Consider the following 18,644-nt stretch of genomic DNA (forward strand, 5'->3'; position numbering starts at 1 on the left):
CAGAAGGGAGGCAGGAAATGCGACTCGCAGTCATCATCGGCAGCACGCGCCACGGGCGGTTCGGACCGACCGTCGCGCACTGGCTGGCAGAGCAGGCGGCCAAACAGTTCACGGTCGACCTGATCGATCTGGCAGTCGCCGACCTGCCCACCGCGCTGCTGGATACTGACGACCCGGTGCCGGCGGAGGTCGCCGTACTGGCTCCGCGGCTGACTGCGGCAGATGCCTTCGCAGTGGTCACTCCGGAGATCAACAGTAGCTTTCCGGCCGCTCTGAAGACCGCACTGGACTGGTACTACGAAGAGTGGCACGCCAAGCCGGTCGCGGTGGTCAGCTACGGGCGGGAGAGCGGTGGCTTGCTGGCCACCGCGCAGCTGCGGCAGGTCTTCGCCGAACTGCAGGCCGTCACCATCCGCAACACAGTCACACTCCCCTGCTACTGGGAGCAGTTCACCGCCGACGGCTCCTGGCCGCGGCCGGCCGCGGGCTACGAGGCCCAGGCCAAGCTCATGCTCGACCAGCTCGTCTGGTGGGCCCAAGCCCTCCGGGATGCGCGCACCAAGCACCCCTACAACCACTGAACTACCAACCACTGACCGTACCAACTCTTAAGGGGCACCATCATGCGCAAGATCATCGAGTCCACGTTCGTCACCCTGAACGGCGTCATCAGCAACCCGCAGGACTACTCCGGCCCGTACTGGGACGAGGAGCACTTCGGCTACTCCGGGGCGCTGATGGCCGAGACCGAGGCGCTGCTGCTCGGCCGGTTGACCTACGAGGGCTTCGCCGAGGCCTGGTCGCAGCGCGACGGCGAAATGGCGGACACCTTCAACAAGATGCCCAAGTACGTCGCCAGCCGGACCCTCACCGAGACGACCTGGAACGCCAAGCTGCTCGAAGGCGACACCGTCGAGGCGATCCGGGAACTCAAGCAGCAGGACGGCGGCAACCTGCTCAAGTTCGGTACGGGATCGCTCTCCAAGACGTTGCTGGAGAACAAGCTGGTCGACGAGTACCACTTCTGGGTCTTCCCGGTACTGGCCGACGGCGAAACGATGTTCGGCGGGCAGGGTCTGGACATCCACCACCTCGACCTGCTCGGCACGACCACCTTCAAGTCCGGCATCGTCGTGCACAAGCTCGCCCCGAAGGCCTGAACACCACCGGCGCTTTCGACCGGCTTTCGATAGCTGGCGGCAGACTGTGCGCATGGAGCGGCGGACAGCGTTGACAACACTCGGTGCGCTCGTGGCGGCGGCCGCTGTCGGATGCAGTAGCAACGACGCGGCACCCCCTGCGACCACCCCGAGCAGCACCGGACCAACGCCGTCCGCTGACCCATCGACTCCGGCAACCAGCCCACCGCCGGCGACGCCTTCAAGAACGCCTTCGGGAACGCCAGAGAGCGCTCACCCGGTTTCTCTCCCGGCGCTGATGGCGAAGAAGTACGACGGCCGCAACCTCCGGCTCGACCGCGTCCTGACCCGCAATGCCGCCTACACGCGCTACCACGTCACGTATGCGAGCAGCTCACTCAACATCTCCGGGATCCTCAACGTCCCGAGCACCCCGGGCCCACACCCGGCCCTTGTCCTGAACCACGGCTACATCGATCCGGCCGTCTACACCAACGGCCGTGGGCTGGCCCGTGAGCAGGACTACCTCGCCCGGCGCGGATACGTCGTACTGCACACCGACTACCGCAATCACGCGCAGTCGTCGAAGGACCCACGCTCCGAACTCAACCTGCGCCTCGGCTACACCGAGGACGCGATCAACGCCGTACTGGCGCTGCGCACCTCCCAGTACGTCGATCCCGACCGGATCGGCATGCTCGGCCGGTCGATGGGCGGCGGCGTCACGTTGAACGCTCTCGTCGCTCAGCCCGGGCTGGTGAAGGCCGGGATCATCTTCGCGTCCGTCAGCTCCAACACAGTCGAGAACTTCGAACGCTGGCGCCCCGGACCGGAAACCTCCGCGGCGATCCTGCGCGCGTACGGCGAACCCGCGCAGAACCCGGAGTTCTGGCGCAACGTGTCACCGGTGACGTTCTTCGACCGGGTCACCGAACCGGTCCTGATCCACCACGGCGAATCCGACACGACCTGCCCGATCGCCTGGTCCCGGAGAACGCTCTCTGCGCTCACCGCGGCCGGCAAGAAGGCGACGCTCTACACCTACCCCGGCGAGGAGCACGCCTTCGCCGGGGCCTGGCCGACCTCGATGACCCGAACCGTTGCCTTCCTCAAGCAACAGGGCCTCTAAACAGCAGGGGCTTTGACCGCGCACACGGCGTACATCGTCAGTGACATGTGGAAAGCGCCGCGGTCGGCAGCCTCGGTGATGCCCTTGGCAAACGCCTCGGCCTCCGCCGCCGTGATCGCACCGGCCTGCAGCGATCGGGTGTGCATCATCGACAGGAACCCCTTGCGCGCACCCTCCTGCGGCTCCAGCCACGTCGCCGCAGTCTCGCCGGTGATCTCGAGCCCCGCGTCGGCGAGCTGTCCCCGCAACTGACGACCGGAGTACGGATTCGCCGCCTGCGCCAGGAAGCTGGCAACCATTCGCTGCAGTACGTCGGGATCGGCCGGGTGAATGATCGCCGTCTGCCAATCCGTGTCGATGAGAACGATCCGACCGCCAGGACGCAGCACCCGAGCCATCTCCCGGACCGATCCGGCCGGGTCCTCGACATGCTGGAGAACGCGTTCACACCGCACGACATCGACCGATTCATCGTCGAAAGGCAGCTTGTCCGACAGCCCGTCCACGAACTCGGCCTTGCTGTCCGGCCCCCGCCGTACCGCCTCGTCCCGCAACCCCGCGCTCGGCTCGACACCGATCGCGCGCAGGCCGAGCTCGGCGAACGCGACCACGTCCTCGCCCGTCCCCGAGCCGACATCGACCGCCGTCTCCCCAGGCGCCGGAGCCAACTGCTCCAACGCCCAGGCTTTCAACGCCCGTACGGCGGGCCGTTCCGCCATCTGGTCGAGTACGAAGGCCATGCCCGCGGCATCGGTCTTCGCAGCGTCGGCAATCTTGAAACTGCCGACCTGGATATTCGCCCCAGGCTCGCCCGGCGCTCCCTTGTCATCCATTCTGCTATCCCCCTTTGAGCAGTTCGAGACTAACGCCGGACGAGCCGATCCTTGGGTACGTCGGCCCCTTAGGGCAGCGGTTGCCAGGCGTCGTCACGCAGTCGCAGGATCGCCCACCCCACCGCGGCGAACCCGACTGCCTGCAGACCCCAACCGACCAGATCCAGCGTGTGACTGACCAATACGACAGCCGCGACGAAATGGATCGGCTGCGAGATCGCCGTCGCCACCGCGGCCCAGCGCGGGACCATCCGAGAACGCCAGAGAGCGATCCCCAGCAGGATCGTGCCCAGCACGTGACCGACGACGAACACCACCCCAGCAATGTCCGCCGATCCGTGCGTGATCTCGGCCGCCCGGGTGATTGCCCCCGCATCCAGACCCGCCTGCCCGGCCGACCAGGTGAACACGTCACCGGACGAGGCCCACGGCAGCGACAGGTATCCCGGCACGAGGAGCAGCAGCGCGATCGCTGTCAGCCACGGCGCCCGCGCCCGGATCAACCGGCCGACGAAATACGCGCCGGGGACCAGCGTGAGGACCCCGATGTAGCCGAACCACAGAACGAGTGAACTGCGGCCCGGATCCGCGAGGATCTTGGTGGTGATCGTCGCCGGGTCATCGACCGTGTCGTACGGCAGGAAGTACCGCAGCAACGCGATCGCGGCCGGCCCGATCGGCAGGATCAGCGCCGCGAACCACCGGGACGCCGTACGGGCGTCGCTTCGTGGCGCTGCCGCAACTGCCTGGCTCATGATGCGTGGACCGGGGTGCGCGACGGCAGCAGCACCGCGACCACCCCGAAGATCGTCGCGGCGACGCCGACCCCGGCCGCTGCCACTGCGGCAGCCGGTACGTCGGACACGAAGAAGGCCGGCACCGCCAGCAGGGCGGACGCCAGTCGTAGGGCGATGAGTGGCGCAAGCACCCAGCGCTTTCCTTGCCAACCGAGCGCGACCAGGATCAGGCTGATCAGCCCGACCACGGCGGAGCCGATCGCGATCGTCATCGGCGGGTGTTCGCCGTCGGTCAGCAGCGGTGTGAGCAGGTCGCTCACCGATACCAGGCCGAGGACGACGAACCCGGCCTTGTTGATTCCAGACATCTCAGAACTCCTTCCAGTTCGTCTGGATCCACCGTCGCCGCACTCGCCGTACCGGCGCCTGAGAGCGCTGTCCCCCGAGCTCGGGCAGTTCCCCGGAACATCCGGGATCGTGATCCCGAGACGGCGGGACACAGTCGGGAGCACACTGCCGGTATGACGGAACGCTTGAGCGCGCGCTCTCGGCGCGGACTGGCCGGCGGCCTCGGCGCGCTGGTGGTCGTCGAGGTGGCGCTCGGACTCGTGTTCTCGGCGCTGGCCGGGTGGGGCTGGCAGCAGATGCTGGACGGCTTCGTGGTGACGAACGGCCTGATGGGGGTGACGTTCGGGCTGTGTGGCGCCGTGATCGCGTGGCATCGTCCGAGCAACCCGATCGGCTGGCTGTTCATTGCTGACGGCATCGGTCATGCGACAACCACCCTCGGCGGCCCGCTGGCGCCCGTACTGGCCGACGCAGGTGCCCCCGTCTCGGCCCAGCGCCTGGTCGTCACCATCGCGCTCCTGGCCTGGCCGTGGTCGATCGGGCTCTTCCTGCCGCTCGCGCTCCTGCTGTTCCCGACCGGGAGACCGCTCTCTCCGCGCTGGCGGTGGGTCTCGCTCGGCATCATCGTCACCGCACCGCTGTTCGTGATCGAGATGGGCGGCAGCGGCGAACCGATCAGCCCCGGCCTTCCCAACGGCTACCTGGCGATCCCGTCGTACGCCGATCTGCAGCCGCTGTGGACCGCGACCGAGATCCGCAATCTGGTCGCGATCCTGCTGGCCATCAGCTGTCTGGTGATCCGCTTCCGCCGTGCCGACGAGATCGGCCGCCGCCAGCTGCTCTGGTTGCTCTTGGCATCGGTCATCGCGTTGCTCTTCGTGACGCCGTGGGGCCTGATCGCCGGGACCCCGATCTTCGTCCTGCTGGCGATCCCGCTGATTCCGATCGCGGTTGCGGTTGCGGTCGTCCGGCATCAACTGCTCGACATCCGGCTGGTGGTGTCCCGCGCACTGACCTGGGGGCTGCTGACCTTGGTCGCCATCGGTTCCTACGCAGGGCTGGCGGCGATCCTGGGTTCGCTGATCCCGTCGCGGGTCGGCCGCCCGGCGGCGGTCACCGTTTTGGTGGCGCTCATCATCGCGCCGATCCTGCCGCGCCTTCAGCAACTCGTAGATCGCGCTCTCTACGGTGATCGCCACGATCCCGCCCGGATCGCGTCCCGCGTCGGCGAACAGCTGTCCGCCGGCCTCCCGGGCGTCGTCGCCGCGATCCGATCCGGCCTGCACTTCCCGTACACCGCTCTCACGATCGACGACGAGATCATCGCCTCCGACGGCATCCCACCGGAGAACGTCGTACCGCTGGAGCTTCAGTACGGCGGTACGTCGGTCGCCCAACTGCTGATCGGCGTACGGTCCGGCGAGTCCAGGTTGTCGACCATGGATCGCGACGTGCTCGCACTGGTCGCAGTACCGCTGGCGGTCGCGGTCCACGCAACGCGGCTGTCCAGCGAGCTGCAGTCATCCCGCGAGAAGCTGGTCGCGGCCCGCGAGGAGGAACGCCGCCGGATCCGCCGGGATCTGCACGACGGCCTCGGCCCGACACTGACCGGCGTCGCGTTCACCGCCGACGCCGCCGCGAATCTCATCGAGACCGACACCAACAAGGCCCGCGACCTGCTCTCGACGCTGCGAACCGACACTCGGACAGCCATCGCCGACGTACGACGGCTGGTCGACGACCTCCGTCCGCCGGCCCTGGACGAGCTGGGGCTGGTGGGAGCGCTGCAGCAGCGAGCGGATCAACTCGCATTCCGTGCAGACGGAGCAACGATCCAGGTCGAGGTTGCGGCGGACGGGTTGCCCGCATTGCCCGCGGCGCTGGAGGTCGCGGCGTACCGGATCGCCACGGAAGCGCTCACCAACGTGGTTCGGCACTCGCGGGCGACGTCAGCCGTACTAGCGTTGCGCTGTGGCAACGACTTCGAGGTCGAAGTGACCGACGACGGCCCGCCCAACGGTGCGTGGCGTCCCGGCGTCGGCCTGCACGCCATGCGCGAGCGCGCTGCCGAACTAGGCGGTGCCTTCGAAGCCGGCCCGACTCCCACCGGTGGTCTCGTCCGCGCACGATTCCCGCTGGGAAACCCAACAGAGAGCGCTCTCCGATGAGCGATCTCGTGATTCGGGTGGTGCTGGCGGACGACCATCCAGTGGTTCGGGCCGGGCTGGCGGCGCTGCTTACTTCGTTGCCCGGGATCGAGGTGGTCGGCGTCGCGGCGACCGGGCGCGAGGCGGTTCGCGAGGTGATCACACACCGGCCGGACGTCGCCGTACTCGATCTGCAGATGCCGGACCTGGACGGGTTCGCGGCGACCCGGGAGCTGGCCCGGTCCGCGCCGGAGGTCGCCGTACTGGTGCTGACGATGTTCGAGGACGACGACTCGGTGTTCGCCGCGATGCGAGCAGGGGCTCGCGGTTACCTCGTCAAGGGCGCCGAGCAGGAGGAGATCACCCGCGCGATCCGCGCGGTCGCGGCCGGGGAAGCGATCTTCGGCCCCGGCGTCGCGCGCCGCGTCCTCGGCTTCTTCGCCGCCCCCGCGCCCACGGCCGCGCCGTTCCCCGAGCTCACCAGCCGAGAGCGCGAGATCCTCGATCTCCTCGCGGCCGGCCTGTCCAACCCCGCGATCGGCGACCGCCTGCACCTCGCCTCGAAGACCGTCGCCAACAACGTCTCCGCGATCTTCACCAAACTCGGCATCGCCGACCGCGCCACCGCGATCATCCAGGCCCGGAACGCCGGCCTGGGCGGGGACACCAACTAAGGCGGGGACGCCCGCTAGGAGATCGCGCGGAGATAGCGCTCTCCGATGATCTTGAGATGCTCCACCAACCCGGCCGGCCCATCGACCCGGAAGTCGAGCCCCAGCATCCCGACGTACACGGCGATCATCTCCAGCGAGTCCGACCCGGTGACCAGGATGCAGGTCTGCTCGTCGACCGGCTCGACCACCCCGACCGCCGCGTGGATCCGGCTCAGCACCTCCTCCGCGGGCGCGAAAACCGTGATCCGCGCGTGCACCTTCCACCCGGTCGACGCGACATCACGCAGCACGAAATCGGTGTAGTCGTCATCCGGCATCGGCTGCGGCACGTACCGCATACCCGTTGCCATCCGCAACGACATCCAGTCGGCCCGGTACGTCCGCCACTCGTCATGATCGTCGCGGGCGACGACGTACCAGAACCTGTTCCAGCTGACCATCCGGTACGGCTGCACGAGCACCGGCAGGTTCGACGTACGGGCGGATCCGGCGTCGCGAGAGAGCGCTCCCTGCGGGATCTCGTAGTCGAACCGAAGGTAGTGCTCGTCGCGGATGCAGGCCGCGATCGTGCTCAGCAACGCCGGATCGATCTCCGGCGCCTCGACGTTCGTGCCGCTGTCCTCCGGCCCCTTCGACGTCGCACGATGGACCGCGTTGACCTGCCGCCGGAGCCGATGCGGGAGAACCTGCTCGAGCTTGGAGAGCGCTCGCTCGCTGCTCTCCCCCATCCCCGCGAGCCCCGCGCCGGTCCGCAGCCCGACCGCGACCGCAACCGCCTCCTCGTCGTCCAGCAGCAACGGCGGCAGCTTCGCGCCGACCCCGAGCTTGTAGTGCCCGGCCGGCCCCCGCGCCGCGTCCACCGGATACCCGAGCTCCCGCAGCCGGTCGATGTCGTTCCGGATCGTCCGCGTCGTCACAGCCAGCCGATCGGCCAGCTCGGCGCCCGTCCAAGCCGGCCGGGTCTGCAGCAGCGCCAGCAGTGAGAGCAACCGCGACGACGTCTCCAGCATCGGCCCAAACTCCTCGTTCAATTAGGAATCTAATGTTCCTATAAGGATCCTACGGTAAAGCCATGACCACGAACGAGAGCATCCGGACCTTCACCGTCGATATCGCCCAGCGCGACCTGGACGATCTGCACGCCCGCCTCGAGCGGACGCGGCTGCCCGAGCCGGCTCCCGGCGACGACTGGGACTACGGCACCCCGAACCACTACCTCCGGGACAGCGTCGACCACTGGCGCGACGGCTTCGACTGGCGCGCCCAGGAGGCGCGGATGAACGAGTTCCCGCACTACCTGACCGAGATCGACGACCAGACCGTCCACTTCATCCACGTCCCGTCGAAGGTCGAGGGCGCGACGCCGCTGCTCCTGATCCACACGTACCCGGGCTCGTTCGTCGACTTCCTCGACATGATCGGGCCGCTGACCGACCCGGCCGCGTACGGCGGTTCCGACGAGGACGCGTTCTCCGTGGTCGTCCCGTCGATCCCCGGCTTCGGATTCAGTACGCCGCTCGTCGATCGCGGCTGGACGATGGCCCGGGTCGCTCGCACCTTCGACACGTTGATGCGCCGGCTCGGCTACGACTCGTACGGTTCGCACGGATCCGATGGTGGTGCCATGATCTCGCGGGAACTCGGCGTACTGAATCCTGAAGGCTTCCTCGGCCTGCACGTCCTGCAGCTGTTCTCGTTCCCGTCGGGCGACCCGTCCGAGTTCGAGAAGTTCACGCCGGAGGACTACGCGGCCCTGGAGCACCTGCAGTGGTTCCAGTCGGTCGGCGGCTACAACGCCATCAACTCGACCCGCCCGCAGACCGTTGCCGTCGGCATCTCCGACTCCCCCGTCGGCCAGCTCGCCTGGAACGAACTCTTCAACAACTTCGGCAACGGCACCAGCCTGGTCACCCGCGACCAGATCCTCACCGAGGTCTCGCTCTACTGGTTCACCAACACCTCAGCCGCCGCCGGCCGCTACCACTACGAAGAGGCCAAGGCCGCCGCCGAACCCCAGCTCAACCACGCCCCCACCGGCGTCGCCGTCTTCGCCGACGACTTCAAAACCATCCGCCCGCTAGCGGACCGCGACAACCCCAACATCGTCCACTGGTCCAACTTCGCCGAAGGCGGCCACTTCGCCTCCCTCGAGCGCCCCGCGGACGTCGTCACCGACCTCCGCACCTTCTTCCGCAACCTGTAGAGACCCTCAGAAAGGGCCGGTCCACGGACCGGCCCTTCTCAGCGCCCGATTTCGATCATGCCGACCTCTTTCGGGCCGGCGCCGTCGAGCACGATGATCCCCTCGCGGTAGAAGTTGGTGGCGTACATCCGCCGGCCGTCCTTGCTGACAGCCAGGTCGACCGCGACTCCAAGATTGGCAGCCAGTGTCCCGACGACCTGGTGACTACTCACCTCGACCACCCGGATCGCGTCGTCCGAGCCCGAGTTGCCCACGACATAGAGATGCTTGCCATCAGCACCTACCACCGCGCTGGTCTCCCGCTGCGGCAGCGTGAACGGCGTCGGGCGCGAGGTCTTGACGTTGGTGTTGATGACGGCGTACGACGCCCGGCTGATGACGTAGATCAGCCCCTCCGGGCCAGGAGCCAAATCACTCGGGCCCGGTGGCACACCAGTCGGATCAGGTGCCAAATCGCTCTGGTCCGGGACGACCTTGATGGGACTGCGGGCGGGTTGGCGGGTTGGCGGGTCTTGGTGTCGATCACCGAGACAGTGCCCGCCTCGCGGTTGACGACGTACAGCCACTCGCCCTTCGCGTCGATCGCAAGGTCGGACGGACTCGACCCGGTGGCGAGCGGAGCGCCGACCGACTGCCTCGTCTCGGTGTCGATCTCGGTGATCGTCTCCGACCTCGTGCTGAGCATATAGAGCCGACGAGTAGCAGGGCTCAGCGACAGGCCGGTCGGACCGGGTGCGACAGCGATCGGCGCACCGACGACCTTCCAAGAGGCCACATCGACGACAGACACCGTCCCGGATTCCGAGTCGGAGACATAAAGCGTCGCGCCGTCGGGTGCCAGCAAGAAGCGGCCCGCCGTGCGACCGATTTTCAGAGCATCGCCGATCTGTTCGCGAGTCGTCGTGTCGAATTTCAAGACTCGACCATTGGAGTAGTCGAGGCCATAGAGCGTGCGGTCGTCGGTGCTGAGAGCAACCTCGGTCACGGTTGGAGCACTGGCTGCCTGTGGCACGACAGTGAACGCGACAGCCGCCAGTACGACGGGGGCCAGCAGCGGAGCCATCGTCAGGAGCCGGCGGACCGGGACACCGGCCGGGGGCGGCCGAACGATCGCTAGGACTCCGATGAGCAACCAGACCGCCAGCAGTACCAGCACCGCCGTCCATGGGTTGGCCAACCCATGGGGTCCGCTGAAAAGCCCAAGCCACACAGCGAATCCGCCAACCACCCCGCCGACGGTGAACGCGCGACCGAAGGTCAACAGCGGACCGATCAGCGCGAACTCGGCAGCGATCAGACCAACGACTACGGGATAGGTAAGGTGTGGCACCGCCCTGAACTGGTGTGGATCGCGGTAATCCTCAACCACCATGACGAGCACCATCGCCGCCGCGATCGCCGCCGGGATCAGTAGGCCCAACCGTAGCCTGGGCTTCGAAGGTCGCCAATTGAACAGGCCGACCACGGCTGCCACGATCCAAACGACGTGAGCCGCCCTGAGAAACCACGCGGGCGTGCTGGCCAGACTCAGAAACATCTGGCCCGTCAGGTCGCCCGCAACGACCGCCGTGCTCAGTACGGCCGGAGCGAGAAGGCCTGCGGCGAACGCCGACCCGACTGAACGGAACTGAACCATCATCGCGATCGCCAGGACCGCTGCCACCGCGATCAGGTACGGCGACGGGTCGAGCACGGCGGCTGTGATGGCGAGGCCCGCGGCGAGCGCGAACAAGAGGACAATCCACCAACTCGGTGCCGCAGCACGCACGGTCGCCGCCGGCCCGCGCAGTCGATGGTTCCATCGCCTCGCGCTGGCTCGCGCGGCGGCACCGAACGTGGGCCCGGCTGGCCGCCGTACCGGAGGCACGACCGCCGCCACCGGCTGCGAGCGCACAGGCGGCGGACGATCGAGATAGGCCCGAGCCGTGTCGGCGACCGCCCGGCTGTCGTTGTCCAGCAACTCCTCGAGCTTCGCCCGGGCGGTCCGCCGCACCCGAGCATTAGATGCCTCAAGCAACTGACCGAGCTCCCGCAGAGCAGCGTCCCGGTACGCCGGGCTCTCCAGATCCAGCATGATCCGCGCCGGCAGCTCCCAATGCGGGTTGGCGGCGATCACAGTCCGCCCCTGGACGTCCGCGATCTGCTTGGGCCGCTGGTTCGGCTGCTCGGCGACAACCGCTTCGTACGTGTACTGGTAAAGCTCGTCCGCCGTAATGTCACCGTCAGCATTGAGATCGGCCGCGCCACTGCGCAGCCCCTCCACGATGCAACGCGTAAAGACAGACTGCGAAGCCTGCCCGTGGACCTTCGTCCCCTCGAACGCGTACTGCGTGGACTCAGTAGCCGTCAGCACGATCCGGCCGCGACCACCCAACTCAGCCTTGGTGTCCACCGCCAAATCCGCCTTCGCGAACTGCTGAACGGCGTACGCGCCGCCATAACAACAATCCAGGATCAGCAACTTCTGCCGCGCCAAGCTCTCGTTGACGGCCTCGTCGACCAAGCGCGCCGGCAGGGCGGTGAAGCGCAGCCGCTCCCGCTTGGTGTTCTTCATGGCGAGGTACAGCCGACCGTTGTCGTCCTTCAACCCATGACCGCTGAAGTACAGCAGGGTCAGATCATCGCGCTCAGCACTCGCGTAAAACTCGTCGATCGCCTCACCCACCCGGCTCGAAGGCTCATTGATCAGAACCTGAACCTCATACCCCGCGATCGCAGGATCCTCGAGTACGGCGGCCAGCGCCTCCGCGTCCTGAGCCGGCGACACGAGTTGCCGCAACCCCGTGTCCTCGTACTCATAAGTTGCCACGAGCAATGCCCGCCGGCGCCCCACGTCTCAGCCCTCTTCGTGCCGACGCAGAAACGCTTCGAGCACCTGCTGTTGTTGCTGCGGAGACGCCGCCTCCAACTCGATCGTCTCGTCGCCGATCGTCATCCGCACCCGCTGCGGCGCAACCCGTCGACCAAGCCAGTCCCGCAAGATCGTGATCAGCACCGGCACCATCCCACCGGCCCCACCCAACGCGATCGCCACCGCGTTCACCGCGGCAACATCCCCCTTGCTCCGCGCCGGCGCAGTCGCCTCAACAGCCCGCGTCTCGATCTCGTGCTCCGCCAACCCGCGCCGCAGTTGCCTGATCGCCCGATCCGCCAGTTCCGAATCGTCGTCCAGCAACACGACGTCCACCCAATCCCCCACGAACACCCCTCCCAGGATCCCATTCCATGATCCCGGGATAGCCACCGTCCCGCAACGGTCCGTAGCCACCGCATTCGAGGGAGCCCGGAACGCCGAGCGCTCCGGGCTCCTTTGGGCTCCACCCAAATGGAGGGAGTTCCAGGCGGAGCTTCCTGCGACGAGTCACCCCGCCGTTAACCCACCACCGACGCTACGCCGCCCCGCACACCCTCACAACGTTCAAACGTTCCCTTGCAAGAACGCCTGAATCGCCTTCTTCTGCTCATCCACAGTCGCCCGCTGCACCTCGATCGAATCCGCCCCGATCGTCAGCACCACCCGCTCAGGACTCTTCCGCCGATGAATCCAGTCCCGCAGCACCCCAACCGCCGTAGAAGCCACCGCCTCCCCACCAGCCAACCCCACCGCAATCGCCTCCCCCGGCATCTCCTGAGTAGCCAGATCCTGCTCAGCCAACTCCTGCCGAAGCCCCTGCAACGCCTTCCCCTTCAACCCATCCCCCGCCCGAACCAACACCCAACGCCCTTCACCCATCCATCCTCCAACCCTGTGCGCCAACTCCACCCTGACACATCCCCAAGCCTGCATGGACTCACCCTCGCGCGATCCCAGGATCTCGACGCACCGTGTTCCCGCGAGGCCGTCAGCCCACTTGCCTACTCCACGGTAAGCGTCACAGATCGTGACAATTTGTGTCAGAGAGGCTGACATAGAGCGCCAATGTCAGTAACGTCTGGCGTCTACGGGCGGTCGGGGGGCGATCGCTCACAGTGGAGCCTGGCGAGGTGGCGCACGAAGCGATGGCTTGTGACGATGCGACTGCCTCTCGGACAGGCATGAGACTTGAGCATGATGGGGGTAGTTGATGGACGGCTGGACCGAGGACGTGCCGACCGAGGGTGCTATCGAGCTACCTCCCGATCCGCAGGCCCTTGAGGGGATCGGCCGAAACCACTCCCTGGAAACCGCACTCGCCGATCTCGTGGACAACTCGATTGATGCCGGGGCCACCAACGTTCTGATCCGCTTCGTGCGCTCTCGCGGACACCTCCGCTCGTTGTATGTCGTAGACGACGGGCGCGGCATGTCTCCCGACGCCATCGATGCCGCGATGACGGTCGGGGGACGTCGCTCGTACGGCGACGAGGATCTGGGGCACTTTGGCCTTGGTCTGAAGGCCGCCTCGTTCAGCCAAGCTCGCAGTTTGACCGTGATGTCCCGAGCGTCAGGTCAGCCTGCGGTGGGACGGCGCTGGCATCTCGATCGCGTCTCGACCGCCGGGTTCTCCTGCGAACTCGTTACCGGAGGATTCGCCACCGCCGAGCTCGACAGGTCGTGGCCGACCCCGCTCGGCGATCACGGCACAGTGGTGCGCTGGGATGACGTTGGAGCATTTCCAGCTAGTGACAACGCCGACCAGATCGAACGTTTCATTGAGTCCAAGGTTGCCAAGATCTGTCAACATCTCGGGCTGACCTTCCATCGGTTCCTCGAAAGAAGTCAGATCCGGGTCGACATCGATATCGAGGACGGGGATCTCGACCTCGTGAGCAGCGCCTCACCGGTGACCCCGCTAGACCCCTTCGCCTACACGGCTTCGGGACACCCTGACTACCCGAAGGTCCTCACAGCGGCAGTGGAGGGTCGGCGTCTATCATTCCGTTGCCATCTTTGGCCTGGGCGGTCCAACAAGCCGCAATTCAGGCTCGGTGGTGATGGCGCGAAGATGCAAGGGCTCTACTTCTATCGACGAGATCGCCTGCTCCAAGCCGGCGGTTGGGTCGGAGTTCATGCCGATCACCCCCGGCTGCAGCTGGCACGGGTCGAGGTCAACATCGACAACGAAACGGCCGGCGCCTTTCGGATGAACCCAGAGAAATCACGAGTGCTGGTGGGACCGGAGTTTGCGCTGCTGGCCGCCGCGGCGAGGGCCGAGGATGGATCGTCGCTATCGGACTACCTCACCATCGCTGAGGAGGTTTACCGAGCCTCTACCGCGCGCTCCGCGGAGCGCAAGCGGATGATCCATCCAGGCTCTGGGTTGCCTCCGCGGGTTCGGAAGACGATCGAGCAAGAGGTTCCCGCGTTGCAGGGAGAGGTTCCCATCGACATACGTTGGGATACCTTCCTCGACGACGCATTCTTCCGAGTCGATCGTGAGCACCGAACGCTGTGGCTCAACAAGCGCTACCGAACCATGCTGCTCGGGGGCAAGCACGGCGGTCTGAATGACCTGCCTCTGGTCAAGTCCCTGCTTTATCTCTTGGTGGAGAACATCTTCGAGGGTGACTACCTCGGATCTCGCGACAAGGACAACATTGACCTGTGGCAGACAATCTTGACAGCAGCGGTCCAGGCCGAGCGCCGATGAACGTGAATCGAAGCTCTGAGAGTCGTCATCGATCCCTCGAGACCCTCGAGCGCTACTTGACGAACCCCGCACCCGTCGCGCTACGGGTTCCCGGCTCGCCGGAGGTTCAGCTCTTCATCGAGCCGGCCGGGCATGAATTCGGTCTTCGCGTCGAGGTCTCTGCCGAGGTAGAAGCACCACGCATCAAGCTCCGCAATATCCTTTGTCGGGTCGCCGTACGTGATACGCGGACGTTCCTAGAGGTCGCGATCGTGACTCCCAGTCTGTTCCGGGACGCCTATCCGCTGTTGTGCGCGTTGGCAGACCGCATACAGCTCGATCAGTTGGCGCCCGGCGTCGCGCTCCGATCAACCCTGGAGTCCTTGGCCTCGCTCCTTAGCGGCGTGACCGCGATGCCAAGAGAACGCGAGATCGGACTCGTCGGTGAGCTACTTGTGGTTGATGGACTCATTGACCACCACGGACCAGCAGCGGCTGTCGAGGCTTGGCGCGGTGTCCTCGGCGAGGAGCATGATTTCGGCCTCGCGGACTTCGATCTTGAGGTGAAGACCACAACCGGAGAGCGACGCACACACTGGATCGAGTCTCTCACCCAGCTCGTTGCGACACGTGGACGTCCACTTTGGCTCCTTTCACACCAACTGACTATCGCTGGCACGGGCCACGGCACCACGCTGCCTGATCTCGTGGATCGAGTGACCGCGAAGGTCGAGAGTTCGCCGGTCGCATCAGAATTCGACGACGCTCTCTCCTCAGCCGGTTGGCAATCGGAACAACGTTCAGGGCTCACAACACGATGGGTGCTACGCGCCGCGAGCGCGGTCTTTCAAGTCGATGAAAACTTCCCGAGGCTCACTCCGGCTGCGCTCCGCTCCGCCAACATCGAGCTTGACCGCATCCCAGACGTTCGATACCGCGTCAACCTCGATGGTCTTGACGAACCCGTGAATGTTCCAGCGCCCCTGATTGCCCTGCGCGATTCCAAAGGATTGACATGACGCATCCTCTAGTCGAGGCGTACCGCGCCGCCCTGCGAGCCATCGAGCGCGGAACCCCGAAGTCGCTCCTCAAACGAGCAAACCTGGAGGCTGATGAACTCGATCCGACTCCTGACGTCTCGGAGTCAGCGCTTCGCGACTACGTAAAGATCGCTGACCCAAACGACGAGCTTATTATCAATCTGCACCTCGCCTTGGCTTGGTGGGATAACGCGTCGCCGGACCTCAACCCTTGGGCTGAAGACACCCCAGCCAACACCATTGCTCGGCGGGCGCTGGTCATCTCTTCTCTCGGCCTCGACCAATCGACGGGAAGCCTGTTCGCAGACAAGTTCCCAGTGGAGCTCGAGGGTGGGCCAATCGTCATCGCACCGGACTGGAACCCGTGGTACACACCCGAGGTCCAGCGGAAGAACGCCTTCTACTGGGATCACTACATGGGCTATTTGACCTCTGCGCGTGGGTGGAACCCAGCCGCAGTCGCGAGCCTCGACCGCGCCAGCACACGGGTCGTCGAGAGGTTGATGGATCCTTCGCGTCGAGAGTCAGGGCAGACCAAAGGTCTTGTTGTCGGATATGTCCAGAGCGGTAAGACTGCCAACTTCACCGGCGTCATCGCAAAAGCGATAGATGCCGGCTACCGGCTCGTCATCGTATTGACCGGGACTACCAACATGCTACGGCAGCAGACTCAGCGCCGAATTGATATGGAGCTAGTCGGCCGCGAAAACCTTTTGCGCGGGGCAGAAGACCAGTCCGAGTATGCGGACGATGATGACTGGAACAATGACCGGTTCGTCAAGCACGGAATACGACCTGCGGATGCAGGCAAGCCGGACATACGCCGAATGACCACCCGAATCATCGACTATCGGCGACTACAGCAGGGCCTTCCGGCGCTCGAGTTCGAGCGTTCAGATCGAAGCAAGAAACTCTGGCATCCTAACAATCTATTCACAAGCCATGCTCGCCTTATCATCATCAAGAAGAACTCATCGGTCCTCAACAACCTTCTCAAAGACCTAAAGAACAGCTCTGATGATCTAAACGACATCCCCACACTCATCATCGATGACGAGTCCGATCAAGCATCGATAAATACCACAAACCCAACGAAGTGGGAGCAGGAGAACAAGAAGAGGACGGCGATCAACCGCCATTTGTCGACCATGCTCTCCATCCTGCCGCGCGCTCAGTATATCGGCTACACCGCCACTCCATTCGCGAATGTGTTCGTCGACCCGTACGACGCCGAGGATATATTCCCGAGCGACTATCTCATCTCACTTGATCGCCCATACGGCTATATGGGCGTCGAAGACTTTCACGATCTAGATTTCTCCCTCCCGGAGTCTGCCAAAACCTTTAAGAATTCTAAAGAAAAGGCTCACATTCGCCTCCTGGCGTCGAAGAACGAGGGAGAAGAGGAAAGCGAACTCCAAGCAGCCCTGGATTCATTTGTCCTCTCTGGAGCGATCAAGCTTTATCGGGAGGCCAATGATTCGGGGCCATTCAAACACCACACGATGCTTGTTCACGAGACAATGCGAACAGCTGCCCAGAGTCAGCGCGCAGCTGACCTGCGAGACTTATGGGCGCGCGCGGGCTACACCAGCGGCAGCGCTCTACCCAGGCTGGAACAACTGTTCGGAAACGATTTCTATCCAGTCATGGATGGCCTTGACTTCGAATATCCGAGACCTGCCATTTTCGACGAAGTTAAGCAATATATTGGAGCTGCGGCGCGCAATATTGCGCCATCCGGCGATCCTGTAATCGTAGTTAACAGTGACAAGGACGCCGAGAGTGAGCAGTTGGATTTCGATAGCCGACCCGTGTGGCGAATCGTGGTTGGCGGAAACAAGCTTGCTCGTGGCTTCACGGTTGAAGGCCTGACTATCACTTACTACTCACGGAACGTCGGCCATGCCGAGGCTCTCATGCAAATGGGGCGCTGGTTCGGATTCAGGCCGGGGTACCGAGACCTAGTTCGCCTCTTCGTGACGCCAGATGTGCGCGACGCTTTTGAGGCGGCATGCCGAGACGAGCAGGAGTTCCGCAGCGAACTCAGGCAGTATGCCGTCATGTTCGACGGACGCCCCAACCTGAGACCGATCGACATCCAACCCCTGGTCACGCGGCACGGATTGCGACCAACGGCGGCGAACAAGATGTACAACGCTCGTCTCGCCGAACGCCGCACGCAATCGAAGGAGCCAAGCTCCGGCTACCCACCGCCGGATGCCTTTGAAATCCTTCGCGAGAACCTCAAGGTGTTCGCGCCGCTGCTGGGTGGGGTCTCGCGAGATGACACGGAGCTAGCGGCCACCTCGCCGACCGGGGGGCGGATCAGGTTCAGCGCACGGGTTGGCGAGTTTGACAACTCGGACGTGAAGAACGTCCTCCGACAGCTTGTCTGGGCCTCGCCTGACACGTTCGCTCCCGACCTCGCGTGGATCGAGGGCCTGACCGAGGATGTTCTCAAGACGTGGTCCGTGGTCTTCCCACAGGGCAAGAGCGATCGATACACGCTCGCCGGAGTACCAGGGTTCACGATCCATGGTCGCGTCGTTGATCCCCGGGGCAAGATCCGCGGGAACTCGGCATCACTCCACCGAGATGTGGTCGACGAGATGACGAGAGCCCGGCCACAAACAGCATCCCTGATCGTCTACCCAATCACTGATAGGCGACGCAAAATCGAAGCCACGGAAGAGGCCGTTCCCGTGATGGCAGTGCGACTTTGGCTGCCGAACGAAGCGATCCCGGCCGATCATCGCCCACTGGTCTACCGCGTCGTCTCACCCGACCTGCCCCACTACGCTGTCGTCGACCGCGCTGAGTAGGAGCTTCCGATACGACACGG

The 18,644-nt window shown here is 65.1% G+C and carries 17 protein-coding genes; 9 read left to right on the forward strand and 8 right to left on the reverse strand.

Annotation, left to right across the window (positions count from 1 at the left end; all coding sequences use genetic code 11):
* The first annotated feature begins 17 nt into the window (after positions 1-17).
* The 3 genes from OG474_RS01265 to OG474_RS01275 all read left to right on the forward strand — a co-directional run bounded on the left by OG474_RS01265 (position 18) and on the right by OG474_RS01275 (position 2,268).
* The gene (locus OG474_RS01265) at positions 18-581 is read left to right on the forward strand and encodes an NADPH-dependent FMN reductase (RefSeq protein ID WP_405060290.1); all 564 of its coding nucleotides are present in this window, start codon (positions 18-20) and stop codon (positions 579-581) included.
* A gap of 42 nt (positions 582-623) precedes the next feature.
* Entirely contained in the window at positions 624-1,160 is a 537-nt protein-coding gene (locus OG474_RS01270; protein ID WP_405060291.1) for a dihydrofolate reductase family protein, read from the forward strand.
* Between the two features lie 277 nt (positions 1,161-1,437).
* A complete protein-coding gene (locus OG474_RS01275; protein ID WP_405060292.1) occupies positions 1,438-2,268 on the forward strand; it encodes an alpha/beta hydrolase family protein in 831 nt (276 codons plus the stop codon).
* Here OG474_RS01275 and OG474_RS01280 read toward each other — a convergent pair.
* From OG474_RS01280 to OG474_RS01290, 3 genes are all read right to left on the reverse strand, one after another.
* Complete coding sequence (locus OG474_RS01280; RefSeq protein ID WP_405060293.1) at positions 2,265-3,101, reverse strand: methyltransferase domain-containing protein; 837 nt, start codon at positions 3,099-3,101, stop codon at positions 2,265-2,267. The two genes, OG474_RS01275 and OG474_RS01280, sit on opposite strands and share 4 nt — an antisense overlap.
* Positions 3,102-3,169: 68 nt before the next feature.
* Positions 3,170-3,856: a hypothetical protein gene (locus tag OG474_RS01285; protein WP_405060294.1), complete on the reverse strand. Its 687-nt coding sequence runs from the start codon at positions 3,854-3,856 to the stop codon at positions 3,170-3,172.
* Positions 3,853-4,206 carry a hypothetical protein gene (locus OG474_RS01290; protein WP_405060296.1) on the reverse strand — a complete coding sequence of 118 codons (354 nt, stop codon included), beginning with the start codon at positions 4,204-4,206 and terminating at the stop codon, positions 3,853-3,855. The genes OG474_RS01285 and OG474_RS01290 overlap by 4 nt, the downstream gene beginning before the upstream one ends.
* Positions 4,207-4,359: 153 nt before the next feature.
* On the opposite strand from OG474_RS01290, the gene OG474_RS01295 reads away from it, so the two are divergent.
* Both OG474_RS01295 and OG474_RS01300 read left to right on the forward strand, forming a co-directional pair.
* Positions 4,360-6,354, forward strand: a complete 1,995-nt coding sequence (locus OG474_RS01295) for a histidine kinase (protein WP_405060297.1) — start codon at positions 4,360-4,362, stop codon at positions 6,352-6,354.
* Positions 6,351-7,007 (forward strand): response regulator, encoded by a 657-nt coding sequence (locus tag OG474_RS01300; RefSeq protein WP_405060298.1) that lies wholly within the window; start codon positions 6,351-6,353, stop codon positions 7,005-7,007. Before OG474_RS01295 ends, OG474_RS01300 begins: the two co-directional genes overlap by 4 nt.
* 14 nt (positions 7,008-7,021) lie before the next feature.
* Here OG474_RS01300 and OG474_RS01305 read toward each other — a convergent pair whose 3' ends face one another.
* Complete coding sequence (locus OG474_RS01305) at positions 7,022-8,017, reverse strand: helix-turn-helix transcriptional regulator (protein ID WP_405060299.1); 996 nt, start codon at positions 8,015-8,017, stop codon at positions 7,022-7,024.
* A 62-nt stretch (positions 8,018-8,079) separates the two neighbouring features.
* On the opposite strand from OG474_RS01305, the gene OG474_RS01310 reads away from it, so the two are divergent.
* The gene (locus OG474_RS01310; protein WP_405060300.1) at positions 8,080-9,210 is read left to right on the forward strand and encodes an epoxide hydrolase family protein; all 1,131 of its coding nucleotides are present in this window, start codon (positions 8,080-8,082) and stop codon (positions 9,208-9,210) included.
* Positions 9,211-9,248: 38 nt separating this feature from the next.
* On the opposite strand, the gene OG474_RS01315 is transcribed toward OG474_RS01310, so the two are convergent.
* The 4 genes from OG474_RS01315 to OG474_RS01330 all read right to left on the reverse strand — a co-directional run bounded on the left by OG474_RS01315 (position 9,249) and on the right by OG474_RS01330 (position 12,943).
* Positions 9,249-9,620, reverse strand: coding sequence for a YncE family protein (locus OG474_RS01315; RefSeq protein WP_405060301.1), 372 nt, complete (start codon positions 9,618-9,620; stop codon positions 9,249-9,251).
* The gene (locus OG474_RS01320; RefSeq protein WP_405060302.1) at positions 9,596-12,043 is read right to left on the reverse strand and encodes a caspase family protein; all 2,448 of its coding nucleotides are present in this window, start codon (positions 12,041-12,043) and stop codon (positions 9,596-9,598) included. The genes OG474_RS01315 and OG474_RS01320 overlap by 25 nt, the downstream gene beginning before the upstream one ends.
* Positions 12,044-12,046: 3 nt before the next feature.
* Positions 12,047-12,409: a hypothetical protein gene (locus tag OG474_RS01325; RefSeq protein WP_405060303.1), complete on the reverse strand. Its 363-nt coding sequence runs from the start codon at positions 12,407-12,409 to the stop codon at positions 12,047-12,049.
* 219 nt (positions 12,410-12,628) lie between these two features.
* Positions 12,629-12,943: a hypothetical protein gene (locus OG474_RS01330; RefSeq protein ID WP_405060304.1), complete on the reverse strand. Its 315-nt coding sequence runs from the start codon at positions 12,941-12,943 to the stop codon at positions 12,629-12,631.
* A gap of 331 nt (positions 12,944-13,274) precedes the next feature.
* Here OG474_RS01330 and OG474_RS01335 point away from each other — a divergent pair, with 331 nt between their 5' ends.
* Genes OG474_RS01335 through OG474_RS01345 form a run of 3 tightly spaced genes read left to right on the forward strand, consistent with a single transcriptional unit; the run spans position 13,275 to position 18,624 of the window.
* The gene (locus OG474_RS01335) at positions 13,275-14,780 is read left to right on the forward strand and encodes an ATP-binding protein (protein ID WP_405060305.1); all 1,506 of its coding nucleotides are present in this window, start codon (positions 13,275-13,277) and stop codon (positions 14,778-14,780) included.
* A complete protein-coding gene (locus tag OG474_RS01340; protein WP_405060306.1) occupies positions 14,777-15,778 on the forward strand; it encodes a PD-(D/E)XK motif protein in 1,002 nt (333 codons plus the stop codon). Before OG474_RS01335 ends, OG474_RS01340 begins: the two co-directional genes overlap by 4 nt.
* Complete coding sequence (locus tag OG474_RS01345; RefSeq protein ID WP_405060307.1) at positions 15,775-18,624, forward strand: Z1 domain-containing protein; 2,850 nt, start codon at positions 15,775-15,777, stop codon at positions 18,622-18,624. Before OG474_RS01340 ends, OG474_RS01345 begins: the two co-directional genes overlap by 4 nt.
* The last annotated feature ends 20 nt before the right edge of the window (positions 18,625-18,644 follow it).

This window comes from Kribbella sp. NBC_01505 (assembly GCF_045040285.1).
In the GTDB taxonomy this organism is placed as follows: Bacteria; Actinomycetota; Actinomycetes; order Propionibacteriales; family Kribbellaceae; genus Kribbella.

Excerpts from the sequence above, each read along its gene's own strand:
- OG474_RS01305 (WP_405060299.1), bottom strand. The coding sequence starts at position 8,017 with ATGCTGGAGACGTCGTCGCGGTTGCTCTCACTGCTGGCGCTGCTGCAG.
- OG474_RS01265 (WP_405060290.1), top strand. The coding sequence starts at position 18 with ATGCGACTCGCAGTCATCATCGGCAGCACGCGCCACGGGCGGTTCGGA.
- OG474_RS01295 (WP_405060297.1), top strand. The coding sequence starts at position 4,360 with ATGACGGAACGCTTGAGCGCGCGCTCTCGGCGCGGACTGGCCGGCGGC.
- OG474_RS01340 (WP_405060306.1), top strand. The coding sequence starts at position 14,777 with ATGAACGTGAATCGAAGCTCTGAGAGTCGTCATCGATCCCTCGAGACC.
- OG474_RS01275 (WP_405060292.1), top strand. The coding sequence starts at position 1,438 with ATGGCGAAGAAGTACGACGGCCGCAACCTCCGGCTCGACCGCGTCCTG.
- OG474_RS01290 (WP_405060296.1), bottom strand. The coding sequence starts at position 4,206 with ATGTCTGGAATCAACAAGGCCGGGTTCGTCGTCCTCGGCCTGGTATCG.
- OG474_RS01345 (WP_405060307.1), top strand. The coding sequence starts at position 15,775 with ATGACGCATCCTCTAGTCGAGGCGTACCGCGCCGCCCTGCGAGCCATC.
- OG474_RS01330 (WP_405060304.1), bottom strand. The coding sequence starts at position 12,943 with ATGGGTGAAGGGCGTTGGGTGTTGGTTCGGGCGGGGGATGGGTTGAAG.
- OG474_RS01300 (WP_405060298.1), top strand. The coding sequence starts at position 6,351 with ATGAGCGATCTCGTGATTCGGGTGGTGCTGGCGGACGACCATCCAGTG.
- OG474_RS01280 (WP_405060293.1), bottom strand. The coding sequence starts at position 3,101 with ATGGATGACAAGGGAGCGCCGGGCGAGCCTGGGGCGAATATCCAGGTC.
- OG474_RS01310 (WP_405060300.1), top strand. The coding sequence starts at position 8,080 with ATGACCACGAACGAGAGCATCCGGACCTTCACCGTCGATATCGCCCAG.
- OG474_RS01285 (WP_405060294.1), bottom strand. The coding sequence starts at position 3,856 with ATGAGCCAGGCAGTTGCGGCAGCGCCACGAAGCGACGCCCGTACGGCG.
- OG474_RS01335 (WP_405060305.1), top strand. The coding sequence starts at position 13,275 with ATGGACGGCTGGACCGAGGACGTGCCGACCGAGGGTGCTATCGAGCTA.
- OG474_RS01270 (WP_405060291.1), top strand. The coding sequence starts at position 624 with ATGCGCAAGATCATCGAGTCCACGTTCGTCACCCTGAACGGCGTCATC.